Origin of the sequence: Levilactobacillus sp. HBUAS70063 (assembly GCF_038374745.1) — a bacterium.
In the GTDB taxonomy this organism is placed as follows: Bacteria; Bacillota; Bacilli; order Lactobacillales; family Lactobacillaceae; genus Levilactobacillus.
Window position 1 is genome coordinate 410,674 of sequence record NZ_JBANSM010000001.1, and the last position, 17,779, is coordinate 428,452.

General features: G+C 52.3%; 16 protein-coding genes. 2 read left to right on the forward strand and 14 right to left on the reverse strand.

Annotation, left to right across the window (positions count from 1 at the left end; genetic code table 11):
* Window positions 1–12: 12 nt before the first annotated feature.
* Complete coding sequence (uvrC, locus tag V8I28_RS02010) at window positions 13–1,830, reverse strand: excinuclease ABC subunit UvrC (RefSeq protein WP_341778445.1); 1,818 nt, start codon at window positions 1,828–1,830, stop codon at window positions 13–15.
* Window positions 1,831–2,048: 218 nt separating this feature from the next.
* Here uvrC and V8I28_RS02015 point away from each other — a divergent pair, with 218 nt between their 5' ends.
* Entirely contained in the window at window positions 2,049–2,237 is a 189-nt protein-coding gene (locus V8I28_RS02015) for an SPJ_0845 family protein (protein WP_168848981.1), read from the forward strand.
* Window positions 2,238–2,321: 84 nt separating this feature from the next.
* Here V8I28_RS02015 and V8I28_RS02020 read toward each other — a convergent pair whose 3' ends face one another.
* The 8 genes from V8I28_RS02020 to rpsO all read right to left on the reverse strand — a co-directional run bounded on the left by V8I28_RS02020 (window position 2,322) and on the right by rpsO (window position 11,392).
* Window positions 2,322–2,621: a MazG nucleotide pyrophosphohydrolase domain-containing protein gene (locus V8I28_RS02020; RefSeq protein WP_168848980.1), complete on the reverse strand. Its 300-nt coding sequence runs from the start codon at window positions 2,619–2,621 to the stop codon at window positions 2,322–2,324.
* A gap of 1 nt (window position 2,622) precedes the next feature.
* Window positions 2,623–3,216, reverse strand: a complete 594-nt coding sequence (gene yihA, locus V8I28_RS02025) for a ribosome biogenesis GTP-binding protein YihA/YsxC (RefSeq protein WP_233670200.1) — start codon at window positions 3,214–3,216, stop codon at window positions 2,623–2,625.
* Between the two features lie 183 nt (window positions 3,217–3,399).
* Window positions 3,400–4,653, reverse strand: a complete 1,254-nt coding sequence (gene clpX / locus V8I28_RS02030) for an ATP-dependent Clp protease ATP-binding subunit ClpX (RefSeq protein WP_341778446.1) — start codon at window positions 4,651–4,653, stop codon at window positions 3,400–3,402.
* Between the two features lie 220 nt (window positions 4,654–4,873).
* A complete protein-coding gene (gene tig, locus V8I28_RS02035; RefSeq protein WP_341778447.1) occupies window positions 4,874–6,184 on the reverse strand; it encodes a trigger factor in 1,311 nt (436 codons plus the stop codon).
* Window positions 6,185–6,627: 443 nt separating this feature from the next.
* Entirely contained in the window at window positions 6,628–7,818 is a 1,191-nt protein-coding gene (gene tuf, locus V8I28_RS02040) for an elongation factor Tu (protein WP_341778448.1), read from the reverse strand.
* A gap of 180 nt (window positions 7,819–7,998) precedes the next feature.
* Complete coding sequence (locus tag V8I28_RS02045; protein WP_341778449.1) at window positions 7,999–8,955, reverse strand: hypothetical protein; 957 nt, start codon at window positions 8,953–8,955, stop codon at window positions 7,999–8,001.
* 73 nt (window positions 8,956–9,028) lie between these two features.
* Window positions 9,029–10,915 carry a ribonuclease J gene (locus V8I28_RS02050; RefSeq protein WP_341778450.1) on the reverse strand — a complete coding sequence of 629 codons (1,887 nt, stop codon included), beginning with the start codon at window positions 10,913–10,915 and terminating at the stop codon, window positions 9,029–9,031.
* Window positions 10,916–11,122: 207 nt separating this feature from the next.
* Entirely contained in the window at window positions 11,123–11,392 is a 270-nt protein-coding gene (gene rpsO, locus V8I28_RS02055) for a 30S ribosomal protein S15 (protein WP_057733828.1), read from the reverse strand.
* A gap of 276 nt (window positions 11,393–11,668) precedes the next feature.
* Here rpsO and rpsT point away from each other — a divergent pair, with 276 nt between their 5' ends.
* Window positions 11,669–11,923 (forward strand): 30S ribosomal protein S20, encoded by a 255-nt coding sequence (rpsT, locus tag V8I28_RS02060; RefSeq protein ID WP_341778451.1) that lies wholly within the window; start codon window positions 11,669–11,671, stop codon window positions 11,921–11,923.
* Between the two features lie 75 nt (window positions 11,924–11,998).
* Here the strand turns inward: rpsT and holA are convergent, their stop codons facing one another.
* The 5 genes from holA to V8I28_RS02085 form a co-directional block, all read right to left on the reverse strand.
* A complete protein-coding gene (holA, locus tag V8I28_RS02065; protein WP_341778452.1) occupies window positions 11,999–13,030 on the reverse strand; it encodes a DNA polymerase III subunit delta in 1,032 nt (343 codons plus the stop codon).
* Between the two features lie 3 nt (window positions 13,031–13,033).
* On the reverse strand, window positions 13,034–15,289 hold the full coding sequence (locus V8I28_RS02070; protein ID WP_341778453.1) for a DNA internalization-related competence protein ComEC/Rec2: 2,256 nt from the start codon (window positions 15,287–15,289) through the stop codon (window positions 13,034–13,036).
* Entirely contained in the window at window positions 15,289–15,768 is a 480-nt protein-coding gene (locus tag V8I28_RS02075; RefSeq protein WP_341778454.1) for a ComE operon protein 2, read from the reverse strand. Before V8I28_RS02075 ends, V8I28_RS02070 begins: the two co-directional genes overlap by 1 nt.
* A 122-nt stretch (window positions 15,769–15,890) precedes the next feature.
* Entirely contained in the window at window positions 15,891–16,592 is a 702-nt protein-coding gene (locus tag V8I28_RS02080; protein ID WP_341778455.1) for a ComEA family DNA-binding protein, read from the reverse strand.
* Between the two features lie 137 nt (window positions 16,593–16,729).
* A complete protein-coding gene (locus V8I28_RS02085; protein WP_341778456.1) occupies window positions 16,730–17,776 on the reverse strand; it encodes a SepM family pheromone-processing serine protease in 1,047 nt (348 codons plus the stop codon).
* Window positions 17,777–17,779 lie beyond the last annotated feature (3 nt).

The window sequence follows — 17,779 nt, forward strand, 5'->3', positions numbered from 1 at the left end:
ACGGCCGCCACGTCAAAGTTTGGTTGGCGTTCGCGGATTTTTAATCTCCGCGGTCTCGGCCTGCAGGGTCAGTCGAATCGTCTGCGCAACCGTTTTACTAATCCCCAGGTCGCGTAAATCATCCACGCTGGCCTCGCCAATCTTCTTGGTGGAACCGAACTTCCGCAGTAATTTATTCCGCGTCTTCGGCCCCACACCGGGAATTCGGTCCAACCGCGAACTCAGCGAGTGCTTGGTGTGAACCTGCCGGTGGAAGGTAATCGCGAACCGGTGAACCTCGTCTTGAATCCGCTGAACCAGGTAGAAGCCCTGACTCTTGGGGTCCAAATGCACGTGGTGGTCGTCGGGCCCGAACAACAGGTCGGCCGTCTTATGGTGGTCATTTTTCACCATCCCGGCCACCGGAATGTGCAGGTCGAATTCATCGGCCAACACTTCCTTGACGGCGTTCATCTGAATGTCGCCCCCATCCATCAAGATGAGGTCCGGCATCTGCGCGTGTTCCTTGAGCAAGCGCCCGTAGCGCCGCCGAATGACTTCCAGCGTGCTGGCCGTTTCGTCGGCGTGGTCCACCGTTCGGAGCTTATACTTCCGATACAGCTTCTTATTGGGCTGCCCGTCCACAAAGACCACCATCGCAGAGACCAGGTCGGCCCCTTGAATGTGGGAGTGGTCAAAAGCCTCAATCTTATGCCCCGGCGCAATCCCCAGGGCATCGGTGATTTCCTTCATCGCCCCCGTGGTCTTGCCCTCATCGAGCTCCAGTAGCCGAAACTTCTCTTCTAAGACCAGTCGGGCGTTCTTACCGGCCATGTTGAGCAGGTCGCGCTTGGTCCCCCGCTGCGGCGTTCTAACGGGCACGTGGAGGATCGACTCGATCGTCTCGCCGTCGATGCTGGCCGGCACCAGAATTTCCCGTGGCAGGACGGTATTCTTCCGCTGATAAAATTGCACGATGAAGCTGGCGAGTTCTTCCTCGGCCGTGCTGACGATAGGAAAGAGGCGCTTCTCGCGTTTCATCAGCCGTGCCTGGCGAATAAAGAAGACCTGAATCGACAACCACCCCTTATCCAGGTAAAAGTTAAAGATGTCACGGGGGGTGCTGTCATTGGAAATGATCTTCTGCTTTTCGACCGTGGCTTCGATATAACGAATCTGATCGCGGAGGTCGGCGGCCCGTTCGTAGGCCATGTCGGCGGCCGCCGCGGTCATCTGATCGGTCAGCTCCTTTTCCGCGTGGCCCACGTTGCCGTTGAGAAAGGACTTGATCTTTCTAATCTGTTCGTCGTATTCGGCCTCGGGAACCTCCTTGAAGCAGGCGCCTAGGCACTGACCCATGTGATAGTACAAGCACGGCCGCCCCTGATAACCGGTACACCGCCGGAGCGGATAGACCTTCTGTAAGAAGTGAATCGTCTCTTCGGCCGCATAAACGTTGGGATATGGGCCAAAGTAGTAAGCCCCATCCTTCTTCACGTCATTCACCAATAGCAATTGCGGGTCCCGCTCGTGGGTAATCTTGATGTAGGGATATCCCGTTCCCCGCTTAAGCTTGATATTAAAGTAGGGTTGGTGCTTTTGAATCAACGTGATTTCGAGGAGAAAGGCCTCCTTATCCGTTGATGTAATGATGGTTTCAAAGTCAACGATCTCGCTGACCAACTGCGCCGTCTTCCCGGTGTGACTACTCTTGAAGTAGGAACGCACCCGGTTCTTCAGGTTCTTAGCCTTCCCCACATAAATAATCTGGCTGTTAATGTTCTTCATGAGATAACAGCCGGGAAGGCCCGGCAATAACGCCAGTTTGTGTTCCAAGTATTCCGATGCCAAGGGCCTAACCTCCCGTTCATTTCTCGAATTAGCTAATAAAGTATAAGCCGAATATCTGTTTGGTGCAAGCAATTTACCCCGGTCTACCGGTGCTTTCCGGTGGCCGATGACGCACCTGCCACTCGGATTTTCTTCGATTTTTGCCAAGTCTTGCCCCGATAAATGACAAACCCCGGTAATTCTGCTATGATACTGCTAAAGACAAGGAGGTGGCTTGAATGGCTCTTAAAGTAAAACGCCAGGATGACCTTGACTCCATGTTCGGTAAATTTGCTGAGATGGACCCGACGGACGTGAAGCGCGACAAGTTTTTGAAGCGTGCCGATGCCCACAAGGATAACAAGCGTGCTAAAGGCTTGATCAAATCTGATAAATCAAAACACGAACAGGATCACAGTCAGGACTAACGTCATAAACGGAAAGGACTCACGGTAAGTTTGCCGTGGGTCCTTTTTCACGTTATCTCGTTTGCCTAAACCGGCGTGTCCCGACTACCGTTCCGGTTGAAAGCCGTGCGGATACCGTTCGTTTAAGCGTTTAATGTTATCTTGAGCCACCTCATCAAAGTCAATGTCGGCCCACTGGGCAATCTGACTGAGATACCAGAGCACGTCGCCCATTTCCTTCACGATCGCCTCGTGGTCCAGGTCCTGGCCGTGGAAGGTGTAGTTCTTAACCAGATCAACGACCTGCCCCGATTCACCGGCCAGGCCCAGCGCACAATTGGTCAAGACCTGTTCGTTGCCGTAAAGTGTCCGGTTCGCAGCTTTTTGATAATCATTAAATTCCATGTTATTTCCCCCCAAAGGCTTGTTGTTCGATCCAGTTCCAGACGGCATCCTTACCGATCTTCTTGGGTGCTGAGAACATAATAATATTGTCGGTGTTCGGCAGATCCATGGACTTCTTGATCTGACTGACCGCCTGATTCCATTTGCCCCGCGCAATCTTATCGCTCTTGGTGGCGACAATCAGCGTTGGCAGGTTGAAGTACGCTAAATACTGGTACATCTGAACGTCGTCTTCGGTGGGGGCGTGCCGCGCATCGACCAAGGAAACGACCCCCTTGAGCTGATCGCGTTGGGTCAGGTAGGTCTCGATCATCTGCCCCCATTTCTCCCGTTCCGTCTTGGAAACCTTGGCGTAACCGTAGCCCGGGACATCGACGAAGTAAAGCTGGTCTTCAACGTTGTAAAAGTTCAACGTCTGCGTCTTACCGGGTTGACTAGATGTCCGTGCGTATGACCGCCGGTTGATTAAAACGTTGGTCAGCGAGGACTTCCCCACATTCGACCGACCAACTAACGCAATTTCTGGGTACCCCGTCGTTGGGTACTGTGCGGGGTCAACCGCACTCATGACTAATTCCACGTGATTGACTTCCATTGGTTAATGCCATCCTCTCCAAATATCTTTCATCATTTTAACACAGAACGTCACGCGACTGGGGGACTTTCTCAAAGCCTCCATCGACAATAAAGCGGTTAACGCCCGCCACGGCCGCCTTCACAGACCATAAAAAAAGCGACCAGTCATCACGACTAGTCGCCACGCCACACTGTGTGGCAATTATGAAGCTTTTTGGTCCTTTAAGATCACTTCGGGTTCGGCATGGTCGGTCACGGTCTTCGCCGTAATCACAACCTTGGCCACGTCATCACGACTTGGCAGGTCGAACATGATGTCACGCATGACATCTTCAATGATGGACCGCAATCCCCGTGCACCGGTATTCCGCGCAATGGCTAACTTCGCCATTTCACGTAAGGCGGCCGGCTGGAATTCCAGCTGAACATCATCGAGTGACAAGAGCTTCTCGTATTGCTTAACCAATGCATTCTTTGGTTCCGTTAAGATCCGCACCAGATCGTTTTCATCCAGCTTCTCGAGCGCCGTCAAGATTGGCAGCCGTCCGATAAATTCTGGAATCAGCCCGAATTGGAGTAGGTCTTCAGGAATCACGTGTTGCATCAAGCTATCGCCGGAAGCCAGGACATTCTGTTCCTTGGTGTCGGCACCGAAGCCAATCGTTTGGTCACCCAGGCGCCGCTTCACAATGCCGTCAATGCCATCAAAGGCCCCACCAACGATGAACAGGATGTTCGTGGTATCAATCTGAATGAATTCTTGTTGCGGGTGCTTACGGCCTCCCTGAGGCGGCACGTTGGCAATGGTCCCTTCCAAGATCTTCAAGAGAGCTTGTTGAACCCCTTCACCGGAAACGTCACGCGTAATGGAAACATTTTCGGACTTCTTGGCGATCTTGTCGATTTCATCAATGTAGATAATCCCTTTTTCCGCCCGATCAACATCGTAATCGGCGTTTTGTAAGAGCTTCAGTAGGATGTTTTCGACATCTTCACCCACATAACCAGCTTCAGTCAAGGTCGTGGCATCGGCAATCGCAAACGGCACGTTTAAGATCTTGGCCAGACTTTGCGCCAGGTAGGTCTTCCCAGAACCAGTCGGCCCAATCACCGCAATGTTACTCTTTTGCAGTTCGGGACCATCATCGTCTGCTTGTGCCATTTCATTGACCCGCTTATAGTGGTTATAAACGGCCACGGACAAGGTCCGCTTGGCTTCACTCTGACCGATCACGTACTGGTCGAGCGTGTTGACGATTTCAGCCGGCGTTGGCACTTCTAAGGTTTCTTGTGCGCTGTCTTGGCTGAATTCTTCATCAATAATCTCCTTGCAGAGGTCAATACATTCATTACAGATGTAAACACCTGGGCCAGCAACGATCTTCTTCACTTGATCCTGTGATTTTCCACAGAAGGAACACGTGACTGGGCCATTTGTTTCGGTGTTTTCAAACAATAAACTTCACCCTTTCTCTCCAGGCTTAAGCCTAACTCATTAAAAAATTCATTTTGGTCAGTAAACCTGTCGAACTAACCAGGTTTTCCCTATCAATCGTGTACTATACCACAGATAAGCGTACGAGAGAATCAATTTGCCTCGCACGGTCAAAACCCGATTCTAAAGAAAAACCGGAACAACAGCGACTGTCGTCCCGGTCAAGCACCTTAACAATGAACTAGTCCTTGTCTTCGGCGTCTTTCTTCTTGTCTTGCTTTGCAGAATCAGCAATCAAGTCAACGGCGCTCTTGATAGCAATGTCATGCTTCAACATGTCATCGGAAAGGGCACTGCGAACAGCACTTTCTTCCATGCCGTATTGACCAGCTAAGTCCTTCACTTCAGCAGCAATTTCGTCTTCTGAAGGTTCGATCTTTTCAGCAGCAACAACGGCTTCGAGAACCAAGTTCGTCTTAACCCGCTTTTCGGCACCGTCAGTGAATTGCTTCCGCAAGTCGTCTTCGGTCGTACCGGTCAATTGGAAGTACATCTTAGGTTCGATACCTTGTTGTTGCATGTTAGCCAGATATTGGTCCATTTGACGGTTGATGTCATCCTTCAGCATAGCTTCTGGGATGTCGGCGATTTCAGCGTTGTCAACGGCTTCGCTGATAGCTTCGTCTTCAATGGCATCGTGGGCAGCCTTGGTCTTTTGTTCCTTCAGGTTGTCCTTCGTCTTGGCTTGTAATTCTTCTAAGCTGTCAACTTCTTCGTCGACGTCCTTAGCGAATTCATCGTCCAATTCTGGTAATTGCTTTTCCTTAACTTCGTGGATGGTAACCTTGAAAGTGGCTTCCTTGTCACGTAAGTCTTCGGCTTGGTAATCCTTAGGGAAAGTGACCTTAACGTCAACGTTTTCGCCGGCCTTGTGACCAACTAATTGGTCTTCGAAGCCAGGGATGAAGGAGTTAGAGCCCAATTCCAGGGAGTAGTTGTCGGCCTTACCACCGTCAAATTGCTTGCCATCAACGTAACCGTCGAAGTCAATCACAACCGTGTCGCCCTTAGCAGCGGCTTCGTCTTCCTTAAGCACTAATTCAGCTTGTTGTTGACGTTGCTTTTCTAATTCGGCGTCGATGTCCTTTTGGTAAACCCGCGTGTTTTGCTTCGTTACGCTAAGACCCTTGTAGTCGCCCAGCTTAACGTCTGGCTTAACCGTCACAACGGCCTTCAGCACCCAAGCCTTACCTTTGTCCATGGATTCAACATCCACTTGAGGTTGGTCGACTGGTTCGATACCAGCGTCCTTGATAGCTTGTTCGTAAGCATCTGGTAAAACGATGTTCAAAGCATCTTGGTACAATGCTTCTTCACCGTACATTTGGTCGAAGATTTGACGAGGTACCCGACCCTTACGGAAACCAGGTACAGCTAAGTTCTTCTTGGTACGCTTGAAGGCCTTGTCCAGACCATCTTTGATCATATCAGGAGCAATTTCAAAGGTTAATTCGCCTTGATTAGAGCCCTTTTTTTCCCATTTTGCAGCCATTATTTTCCCTCCGAAATGAAAGATATTACTATTTACAATTCTATCAATTGCATACTGTATAAGTGTACCTTATGCTCTCCGAATTGTAAAATGATTTTTGTCGAAATGCCGTGAATGACGCGGCTTTCCTTGAAGTTTTCCGTTAAATTCCGCCGAAAAGTAAACCGCTACCGCTTTATTTTCATCAACGTGCCTAGGCCATTAGTCGACGAACATGATAGCTGATACCCTAATCACCCTGATTGGGATGGCTTGGGTATCCGTTTTAAGCGGAACCAGTTGTGCTTTGCCGCAGATTTCAGCACCAGATACTCAGGAACCATCAGTCGTGGGGCTTCACCAATCAGTCACTTAAGGACCCTCACAATTAAGGTACGAAAAAAGGACCGAAAAGTTAACCTTTTCAGTCCTTTCTTCTAGGTACGCTAATTAAAGAACTTTAATTAGTCGTCGATTTCCGTAACGGTACCGGCACCAACAGTGTGGCCACCTTCACGAACAGTAAACTTAGTACCCTTTTCAATGGCAGCTGGTTGGATCAGTTCAACAGTGAACGTCACGTTGTCACCAGGCATAACCATTTCAACGCCATCTGGCAATTCGATAACACCAGTGATATCAGTGGTGTGGAAGTAGAATTGTGGACGGTAGTTTGAGAAGAATGGCGTATGACGGCCACCTTCTTCTTTGCTCAAGATGTAAACTTCACCCTTGAACTTTTCGTGCGTTTGGATCGAGCCTGGTTGAGCCAGAACTTGTCCACGAACAACTTGGTCACGGTTGATCCCACGAAGTAAGGCACCAACGTTATCCCCGGCTTCACCAAGGTCCAACGTCTTACGGAACATTTCAAGACCGGTAACCGTCGTCTTCAATACGTCGTCATGTAAACCAACGATTTCAACTTCGTCACCGACTTTAACAGTCCCACGGTCGATACGACCAGAAGCAACAGTCCCACGACCAGTGATCGTGAAGACATCTTCAACAGGCATTAAGAATGGCTTGTCGTTTTCACGTTCTGGCGTTGGGATGTAGTCATCAACGATGTCCATCAAGTGAAGGATAACCTTAGTTTGTTCTTCGTCGCCTTCAAGAGCCTTCAAGGCAGAACCACGAACAACAGGAATATCGTCACCAGGGTAATCGTATTCAGACAACAGCTCACGAACTTCCATTTCAACTAAGTCAACCAATTCGTCATCGTCAACTAAGTCGGTCTTGTTTAAGAAGACAACGATGTAGTTAACACCAACTTGGCGAGCAAGTAAAATGTGTTCACGCGTTTGTGGCATAGGGCCATCAGTAGCGGCAACAACCAAGATAGCACCGTCCATTTGGGCAGCACCAGTGATCATGTTCTTGATGTAGTCAGCGTGTCCTGGGGCATCGATATGCGCATAGTGACGCTTTTCAGTTTCGTATTCAACGTGGGCGGTGTTGATCGTGATACCACGTTCACGTTCTTCTGGAGCAGCATCGATATCAGCGTAATCTTCGGCCTTTGCTAAACCTTTGTCAGCAAGTACCTTAGTGATTGCAGCAGTTAACGTCGTTTTCCCATGGTCAATATGGCCAATAGTACCAATATTTACATGGGGTTTAGTTCTTTCATAATGTTCTTTTTCAGCCATTAATGAAACCCTCCTGTATTTTATCGCAAGGATAATCGCATTTCTGACGAAAATTAATCACCCTTTGCGTAAAATTATACTACTTCTTTTCAGAAAGGGAAAGCTGGAACCCTCCCAAAAAAGAATCCTTGACCAGTATATATGCTGTAGAATTATTTGTAAACTAAAATCTTGCCGAATTTACGGTTTTTCATGATTTTCATCGTCAATTGAACCAAATAAAGCCGCCATGAAGCGATTTAAGCGGTGTTGCCACACATTAATTTCTTCTAATTCTGCGTCACTGGCCTGATCTGTCACCGATTGTTGCGCCGCGATTTGAATCCAAGCGACCGGATTCTTAATGATTTTGTCAATAAACGGGTACAACATCATTAATTGTAACGTAATTGTTTGGGAAATGTTAGCCATAAGCATCGGATCTTGCTGGGCTAAATTTTCATGTAGATAGCGTTGCATGGTTTGGGCGGCCCGACTCGCCCCGACCGGTTGTAGCTGACCGGTATCCACCGGATAGGTCTGGTCATCGAGCCAGTGCACCTGAACGGTCTGCGTGGTCCGCAGCCGCAGGAGCTCTTCGAGTAAGGTGGCCCGCATCAGCGGATGTAAGAACGGATCGACCAACAGGTACTGGACGCCCTTCATGAACTCGCGCAAGGGCAGCTGCCGCGCCCGCTCCAGGCGTTGGCGTTGTTCCGTAAAGGACCCATCACCCAGATGGTAGAATTGCTTGGCCAAGACCCGTTGCGTTTCCGCCAATGTCTGGCGCGAGGCGTCCTCCGCCGCGGTAATCTGGGTGAGCCCCGCCGCACGCCACGCTTCGGCCGCCGGCAAGGCACAGAACTCCCGGGCAAAGATGAATTGCTGATTTTTTAACGCCACGTCCAGGCGCAATTGAAACGTCTCGGTCGTTGCCAAATAAACCGCGTCCTGTTCCGCCGCAAATTGCTCGGCGGCCAGATACTTTTCATCGTGGTAGAGACTCGCCACCAAATAACGGTTGAATTCGGCCGTTTGCTGGTCGTTGTAGAGCTTCTCGAACAGATCGGCAGCCGTGGACCACTCCTCCGCCGAAAAGGCCTGGTGGGCCTTCTCAACGGCTTGTTCTCTGGCGGCCGGACTGGAAAATTCTCCCATGGCGTTCCCTCCTCTTCCTTATTTTTAGGAACCAAAACGGACCGACGCCAAAACTGGTCTCGGTCCGCTTCTATTAATCTTTCTTATCGGCTACTGGGGCTGGTTTCTTCGCTCTGGGCCGCCGCTTCCGGTTGTGCCGGGGCTTGGTTGCTTGCCCATCCTTGGCCTTAGTCGTGGCTGCCTTGGCCTTGGGTTTCGCCGACCCTTTAGCCTTAGACTTGGACTTAGGCGCGGTCCTGGCTCCCTTGGCTGGCGCCTTTCCCGCGGACTTGTCCTTACTGCTCGTCCGTCGATGGTGCTGGTTCACTTCCATGATGACCGGCAAAATCACGGGCCGTCTGTGGGTTTGTTCAAACAGATAGTGGCTCAGGTGTTCGCGCACGTCCTGTTTCAAATGGCCCCAGTCAAACTCCTTGTTGTCCAAATTGTTCTGGACGGCCTTGCGGATAATCTGACCACTCTCCTGCATCAGATCCTTATTAGCCTTGACGTAGACGAAACCACGCGAGGTAATCTTGGGTTCGGCCACAATCTGTTTCTTCTTACGATCGATGGTGACCACCGCGATGAAGATCCCATCGTCGGCTAAGACCTTCCGATCCCGCAAGACAATGTTGCCAATGTCGCCAACACCAATCCCATCGATCATGGTGTCACTAACGTCGATACCTTCGCCCAGGCTCATGGTTCCCTTGGCGTAGGTCAGCACATCTCCCTTGGCCAGGATAAAGATATGGTCGGCGGGCATGCCCAGTTCCATGGCGGCATTTGCGTGGGCGTTTAGCAACCGATATTCACCCTGAATCGGCACCAGATAGGTTGGCTTCAACAGGTTTAGCATCAGTTGGAGATCGCGCTTGTAGGCGTGTCCCGAGGAGTTCATCTCATCGGAAATGGCCTTAACCTCGCCACCGGCCCGGTACACCATGTCCCGCGTCTGCGCCACCGTGGTATCCATGGCATGCGATGGGGTCGTGGTGATGTAGACCAGGTCGCCCTCTTGAATGTTAAGCGTTTTTTCTTGCTTGTTAGCCATCCGTTGAATGGACTTGATGGGTTCACCCATCTTCCCGGTCTGTAAGATGACCGTTTCGGCGGGCTTCAGGTCGGCCAATTGTTCCGGCGTAACCAGCAAGTCATCGTCAAAGGACAACTTGCCTAACTTCATCGCCGTGTTAACAATTTTTTCCAGATCTTGACCGGTCAGGCAGACCTTCCGTCCCGTCTTTTCGGCGGCATCGAAGACCTGTTGAATCCGTAAAATGTTAGAGGCCACACAGGCCACGACGACCCGACCCTCGCGGTAGTTAAACGTCTCCTCGATGGATTCGGCAATCTCTTGTTCGGAGGCGTTCATGTTGGGATTCTCGGCGTTGGCGGAATCGCTCAACAGTGCCAGTACACCGGCCTGACCAATGGCGCCTAACCGCGCATAGTCGGTCTGGTAACCAGGTTGCGCCGTTTGATCGAATTTAAAGTCCCCGGTGTAGACAATCTGGCCCTCGTCCGTTTTCAGATCGATCCCCAGAGATTCTGGGATCGAGTGGGTCGTGGAGAAGAAGGAAACGACGACGTCTCCGAAGTCAATCTCGGTCTTCTCGTCAACCACGTGGAAATCATCGTAGTTTTTGACCTTAGGTTCGTCGGCCACGTTTAATTTAGCCAACGCAATCGTCATTTCGGACCCGAAGACTGGGACGTTGAATTCACTCAGGAAATAAGGCAGGGCGCCAATCGCATCGGCGTGGCCGTGGGTCAAGAAGACCGCCACAATCCGATCCTTATTCTCGCGCAGGTAACTCCAATCCGGAATCACCACATCAATCCCCAACAATTCGTTCTCGGGGTACTTCAATCCACAATCTAAAATATAAATACTACCGTTAACGTCCACGGCGTACATGTTCTTTCCGTTCTCGCGGACACCGCCGAACGGTACAATCTTTATCTTCGCACTCATAAGTTCACCTCAAGTATCTTTACTAGTTTTAAGTTAATCACTGATCTTGACCGATCAGTCTTTTCTTATAGGTATCGTGACCTAGATTCGTCCATGATTAAACTTTCTCAAGTTTACCATACTTTAGGCAATTACTGAACTACGAAGGTACACCACGCAAAAAAAGTCCATCTCCTCGATAGGAAATGGACTCACAGGTGCGGCGAATTAACGACGCAAGCCTAAGCTCTTGATTAATTCACGGTAACGTTGAACGTCAGTCTTCCGTAAGTAAGCCAACAGGTTACGACGGTGACCGATCTTCTTCATCAAACCACGTTGGGAATGGAAATCCTTACGGTGATTTTGCATGTGCACGTTGATTTCGTTGATATCAGCGGTCAAAACAGCAACTTGGACTTCAGTAGAACCCGTGTCGCCTTCGTGACGTGCGTATTGCTTGATGATTTCGTTCTTCTTTTCTGGACTAATAGCCATGGTAAATGTACCACCCTTCATATAATTGCCCTAAACTGAGTAAGTCGACGGTGGTGGTCGAGCCAACTAAGTTAAGGGTTTGTGCTTTTGCACAGTTACCTATCATACTGAACTCTGGGAAAAATAGCAAGTTTTTCTTCACCATGACCTATCAAGTAAAATTGCTTTACATTTATCGCGGGAAAGTATTGCATTCGGTCGGTGGGTTCTGTATAATTACATACGTTGAAATTAAGATTTCCGGTACAGGAATTCTCATTCGGAGGTGAAATTTTCATGCCAATTATCAAATCAGCAATCGAACGTGCCAAGACCAACGTTAAGGCCAACGAACGTAACTCAGCACAATTAAGCACGATGCGGACTGCCGTTAAGCGTTTTGAACAAGCTAAGACGGCCGGTGCCGACAACGCGGAAGAATTATTCCGTTTAGCTAGTGCTGCTGTTGACCGCGCCGCTTCCAAGGGCTTGATCAAGAAGAACAAGGCTTCCCGTGACAAGTCACGGATGGCTGCACGTTTAGCTAAGTAATCAATTAATCAATCAGATTAGATGATGCAATTCAGGGGGTCGACCAATTCTGGTCGACCCCCTTTTTTGTGCGCTTTAAGCGGTTTGCCCACCGGCGAACTGCGTCATAAATAATGAAAATAACATTTCCGGTTCCATGGACGTGGACTTCATTTGACGCTCCACGCGGAATAATCCCAGATAGGCCTGGTTCAGATCGGTCAACCGGAATCGGCGTTGTGACTGCAACGCCAGCTTAATCCGGTACGGGTGAACCTTCAGCAGACTGGCCAGTTTCCCCTGACTATACCCCTGCTTGGCCAACACCTTGGTCTGAATCAGGAGCCGGAACTGTCCCTGTAAGATGGCGTTGATTTTCAACGGTTCCTCCTTGGCCAGCAGCAACTCCCGGTACAAGGTAACTGCCTTAGCCGTATCCTTGGCCAACACCTGATTGACTAGGTCAAAGACGTTTTGGGTCAACGTCTGAGCCACCAGTCCCGTCACCGCATCGGGCTGAATGGCCTTTTGCGGATAGGCAAACAATTCCAGTTTGGGGAGTTCTGCCATCATTAACGTGAGGTCGGCGTCGGTTCGCTGAATCAATTCATTCAGCGCGGCCGGCGCCATGGTGTACCCGTCGTCTTTTAACTGAGCCGTCACAAACTGACGGACGTCGCGTTCGGAGAAGTTGCCAATATCAATGGTCGTGGCCACCTTCTTCAACTGCTTGGAAACCTTCTTGCGCCCGTCTAGCTTCTCATACGGCGCGAAGAAGACCAGCACCGTGCTGGGCATGGGGGCGCCCAGGTAGGTCTGTAGACTCCCGATATCGTGGTCGACCTTCTGTTTCTTGGTCTCCCCGGTTAAAAACTGGGGGTTGTCGATACAGACCACCCGGCGTTCCCCGAAGAACGGGGTCGCCATGGCATCGTCCAACGCGACCGCTAGGGGGACCGTATCCATATCGTAACTGGCATAATTCATGGTCTGTTCTTCGGCCGGGACGGTCGCCTTAAAGGCCGTCTTAAGCCGGCGCTGCAGGTAGTCCGCCTGGCCCATAATTAAATAAACTGGTGCGAGCTGACCGCCCGTGGCCAGTGTTTTTAAAAGTTCATTAATCGTCACGCTTTATTCCCCTTTTAATTTAGTCTGCCAGCTACCGTGAGTCCCCGTATAAACGTAACGGATCATCCCACTGGTCTGGGTACTGACGGCCGGCACCTGTGCCGCTTGCAGCGTGGCCAAGGTCTCTTCGTTCGGGTGGCCGTAGCGGTTATGCCGCCCGGCCGAGATCACCGCCCAGCGCGGCTGTAATTGACGAATAAACGCCGGTGCGCTGGCCGTCTTACTGCCGTGGTGTCCTAATTTTAACACGTCCGTTCGGAGCTGTGGGTGATCCGCCAAGATTTTTTGTTCGCCCGCCTGGTCCAAGTCGCCCATGAAAAGAAAATTAAGGCCGCCAAAGTCCCCTTGCAAGGCCAATGAATTGGCATTTTCCGCAGGGGCCGCCTCGTAGGGATGCCGCACTGTCAAGGGCACTGCACTGCCAATCTTAATCGGCTGAATCACCGTGGCGGACCGGATCGTCCGTAAGAGTCGTTGCCAGCCCGGTTCACGTTCCATCCCCGCGGGCACCAAGAGACGCTTGACTCGCAAGGCCGCCAGAAACGCCGGCAGATCACCGATATGGTCGGCATCGTGATGCGTCAGGTACAGGTCGTCAATGTGGTCGATGCCCAGACTTCGCAGGTAATTGAGATTGGTAAAGGTGGCGCCGTAGGTCTCGGGCGTCTTGGGCACCCACTTGGGCTGGGGAAAGGCCAGGCGTCCGCCCGTATCAATCATGGCAATGCGGCGATTGAACGGTGACCGTAAGAGAATGCTATCGCCCTGCCCCACGTCAAAGTAGGTCACCTCGCCCTGAAGCGGCAAGTGAATCAGCCCATAGACCACGCCATAACTCGCCAGCAAGCCCACCAGCCAGCGCTTACGCCGTCGGGGTGGCCGGCTGAACAGCCACCAGCTACCGGCCAACCACAGCCAACAGACCCACCACCAGGGCTTACCAAAGCTGACATTCCCCGGCAGATCGGCCATTCGAGCCAGACCGCTATCCAATAGCCCCAAGAGCTGGGCGCACCACTCACTGACAACCGGCACCCAGGCGAAGCTGACCACCCCCAGCAACGTCGCCGGGAGCATCACGAGCGGAAACAGCGGCACCAAGACAACGTTCGCCACGACAGTCAACACATGCCACTGAAAGATGCCGCTGAGCAGACTGGGTAGCCCCAGCAGTGTGAGGCCAATCTGCCGCCAGCCGGGCGACTCGCGGGCCAGCACGACGAGGCCCAACGATAAGCCGTAACTGAGCTGACTGCCCAACTCGAACAGCAAACCTGGATTCACGATCAGACCGACCAACAAGGCCCCCGCCCAAGCGTCCAGACCGGTCACCTTGAGGCGGAGTTTATGACCACCCAGCTGGATGCCCCGCATCAGACAGGCTCGGAGCACCCCGCTACCCCCACCGGCCAAAATGAGGTACCCCGGCAACCCGAGCAAGAGTCCCCATTCCCAGTGTTCTTTCTGCAGGCGTAAGTGCACACAGACCCACTCAACCGCCGTCAGTAGCAGGGCCACATGTAACCCGGAGATGGAAAATAAGTGCAGGAGTCCTAGCGTCTTCATCCCCTGAAGTTCCTGCGCCGCCTCCACGGCTCGACTCCCGGGAAGCAGGCCCAACGCGTAGACCCGCAAGGCCCCCGGCAGATGGTCGCAGTAACGAATTAACCGGGCGCGCCAGTGATGCCACCAGTCCCCATAGTACGTCAACAAGGACCGCGCCGCACGGGCTCGCCGTGTTACGGAGACGACCTTAACCGTCTTAGTCACGCCACGATGGGCCCAGTACTTCGCCGCATCGAATTGGCTAAAATTCGTGGCCGGTAAAATACCGGACTGCTGGCCGCTGATTTGCCAAGACTGCGGGTACTGGATTTCTTTGAGTCGCCGCAACTCCGCCGCCGAAGAGGCCCAGCCCCGCAAGAGGACGTTTTCGCCATTGGCCTGGTTTCGCGCAATCAGCGTATAACCCGCACCACGAAAGCTCAGGGCATCCGGCTGAAAACGCACCGTTAGCGCCACATCACTCGTCTGAAAGGGCGAAATCTGCCGGCGACTAACGGCGTACTGTTGCCAAACCAAATAACCGCCAATACCGACCAGGGTGACCAGCGTTAGCCATAGCGTGAGCCGATGCCGAAGCGTGATCACCCGGGCTAAGGCCAATGCCAATAGTCCCGCGCCCGCTACCGGATGACCGCCTAAAACGACGCTAAAGGCGGCCACGGGCAGGCTGACGAATAGCCAGTGATTCGCCACTAATCGTGCTTGGGTTGGTCAAAGGACAGCTGCGACAACAACGCCGGATCTACAGTTACCTGTTTCAAGGCAACGTGCTTTAACGCAATGAGTTTCTGCGCGTAAGGGTCGTTATGGTAATTTCGCATGTAGGTAATCTTCCGAATCCCGGCTTGTAACAGCATCTTGGTGCACTGTAGGCACGGGAAATCCGTCACGTAAATCTCCGCGCCGTCCGTGGCCTCGCCAAACTTCGCACACTGTAAAATCGCGTTCATCTCGGCGTGGATGGTCCGGACGCAGTGCCCATCGACCAGGTAGCACCCCTCGTCTAGGCAGTGGGCATCGCCCGACACCGAGCCGTTATAGCCGGCCGCAATGATTCGCTTATCCCGCACCAAAGTCGCCCCGACCGATAGCCGGTTACAGGTACTGCGGGTCGAAATCACCAACGCCTGAAGCATAAAGTATTGATCCCAAGGAATTCGTTCTCGTTGCATCGTTACCTCTCCATTTCACGTTTAGATTGATGACGCAATGGTACCCACGCCTACTAGCTTACACCCGCTAGTAAAATTTAACGACACCCTTTTTATGGTCGGTTGCCCGCCCTTTTCCAGGACTATGTCGTCAGCTGATCCTGAAGGTTGGCCACCGTTTTTTCGCCAAAACCCGGGACCTGTGCCAAGTCCTTCACCGTCTGAAAGGACCCGTGAGCCGTACGATAATCCACAATTTTCTGGGCCTTCTTTTCGCCAATTCCGGTCAATTGCGTCAGGTCGCTGACGGTGGCCGTATTGAGGTTGACCACCGCCGTGGCGCCATCCTTAGCCGATGTGCTCCCGGCACCAGCAGGCTTCGCCGTCGATGGTGCGGTCGCGCTGGCCGCTGCGGAGGTGGCGTGTTCGCCCTTTTGGGGAATCGTCAACTGTTGCTGGTCGGTCAAGCGACTGGCTAGGTTCACCTGTTGCCGATCGGCCTTGGCCGTCAGTCCCCCTGCGGCCTTGATGGCATCGGCCACCCGCATCTCAGGCGTGAACTGATACAGCCCCGGATGGGCCACGGCCCCCTGAACGTCTACAAAAACGTGGGTATCGTGACTGCTAACCTGACTGGCACCGCTCGCGCCCACGGCCGGGCGACTACTGGCCACGTGACTGGCCGAGGTCTGGGTCACCGGCACCGTGGCCGGTAAAGCCGCGGGCGCCGGACGACTCAGCCACCACCCCAGCAGACCAATTCCGACCAACAAGGCCAGTCCACCACCCACCATAAGTTGCCGCTGCCGGGTCAAGCCCAACCACCATTCACTAATCTGTTGCATTGCTCCTACCCCCTTTAGACTTAACTCCGGGATAGGTGCCGAAAATTTTTTGAAATCGCCAAAAAAGTTTGGACTCAAAAAACGCCCAAACTTTCGTCTAACAAATTTAAATCACCGAAACGCCCGCCTGATTACCTTTAATGCGTCTTCAGGTAATGAACCGCGTCATCGAAGGACTTGACCGGAACCACCTTCATGTTCGGCGCATACTTCTTCGCGGTAGCCTTGGCCAACTGATAATTGGTTTGATGGTGCTCCTCGTACTTCAACAAGAGCTTGCTGGGCTTGACGTAAGGCGCAAAGAACACCGTCGCCCCGGCACGTTTGGCCGCAATAATCTTCTTATCGATGCCGCCAATCTCGCCGACGTCACCATTCGCATCAATGGTCCCTGTCCCGGCAATCTTCTTGCCATGACGGAGATTCTGCCCCGTGAGTTGCGTATAGATCTGCAGGCTAAACATTAACCCACCGGACGGACCGCCAATGTTGCCGGCGTCCACGCTAACTTTCGGCCGGGCATTCACCTTGACGTTATCGGTCAGGGTAATGCCGATCCCCGCCTTCTTGGTGGGCAAACGCATCAACTTTTCCGTGGCCGTACGAGTCTTACCGTTGTGGCGGTAAGTAATCGTCGCCTTGGCCCCCACCTTTTGACGCTGAATGTACTGCTGGTAGCCCACCATCGAATTAAAATGGTGGCCGTTCACACGCGTCACCGTGTCGCCCACCTTCAGTTGCTGGGCAAACGGCGATTTGGCATCGACACTGAGCACATAAATGCCGAGGTACTTGCGGGTCACCGACCGATGAGCCGCCTGATAGGCCGTATAAATGGATTCATTAATGGCACTCTGCATATAAAAATCCTGAACCTTATCGTAGGTGGCATTGCTTTGGCCACCCGTAACGTCGGCCACGCTTTCGATACTATAGTATGAATTCAGCTTGGCATACAGGTAGGTTGCCGGCCGCGCTTGCGCCAAGGCGACCGACGTAATCATGTACTTTCCGGCGTATTTGTCCGGATGGCCGGGCATCTTGACGAACGTCTTTAAGTTGTCCGCTTCACCGGGCCCCTCGATGTACTTGGGCAGTGGCAGGAAGAAAAAGGCCAGCACGGCCAACGCCGCAATCGCCGTCCCGATGACCTGCCACCACTGTTTGCGGGTTAACTTCCACATGGC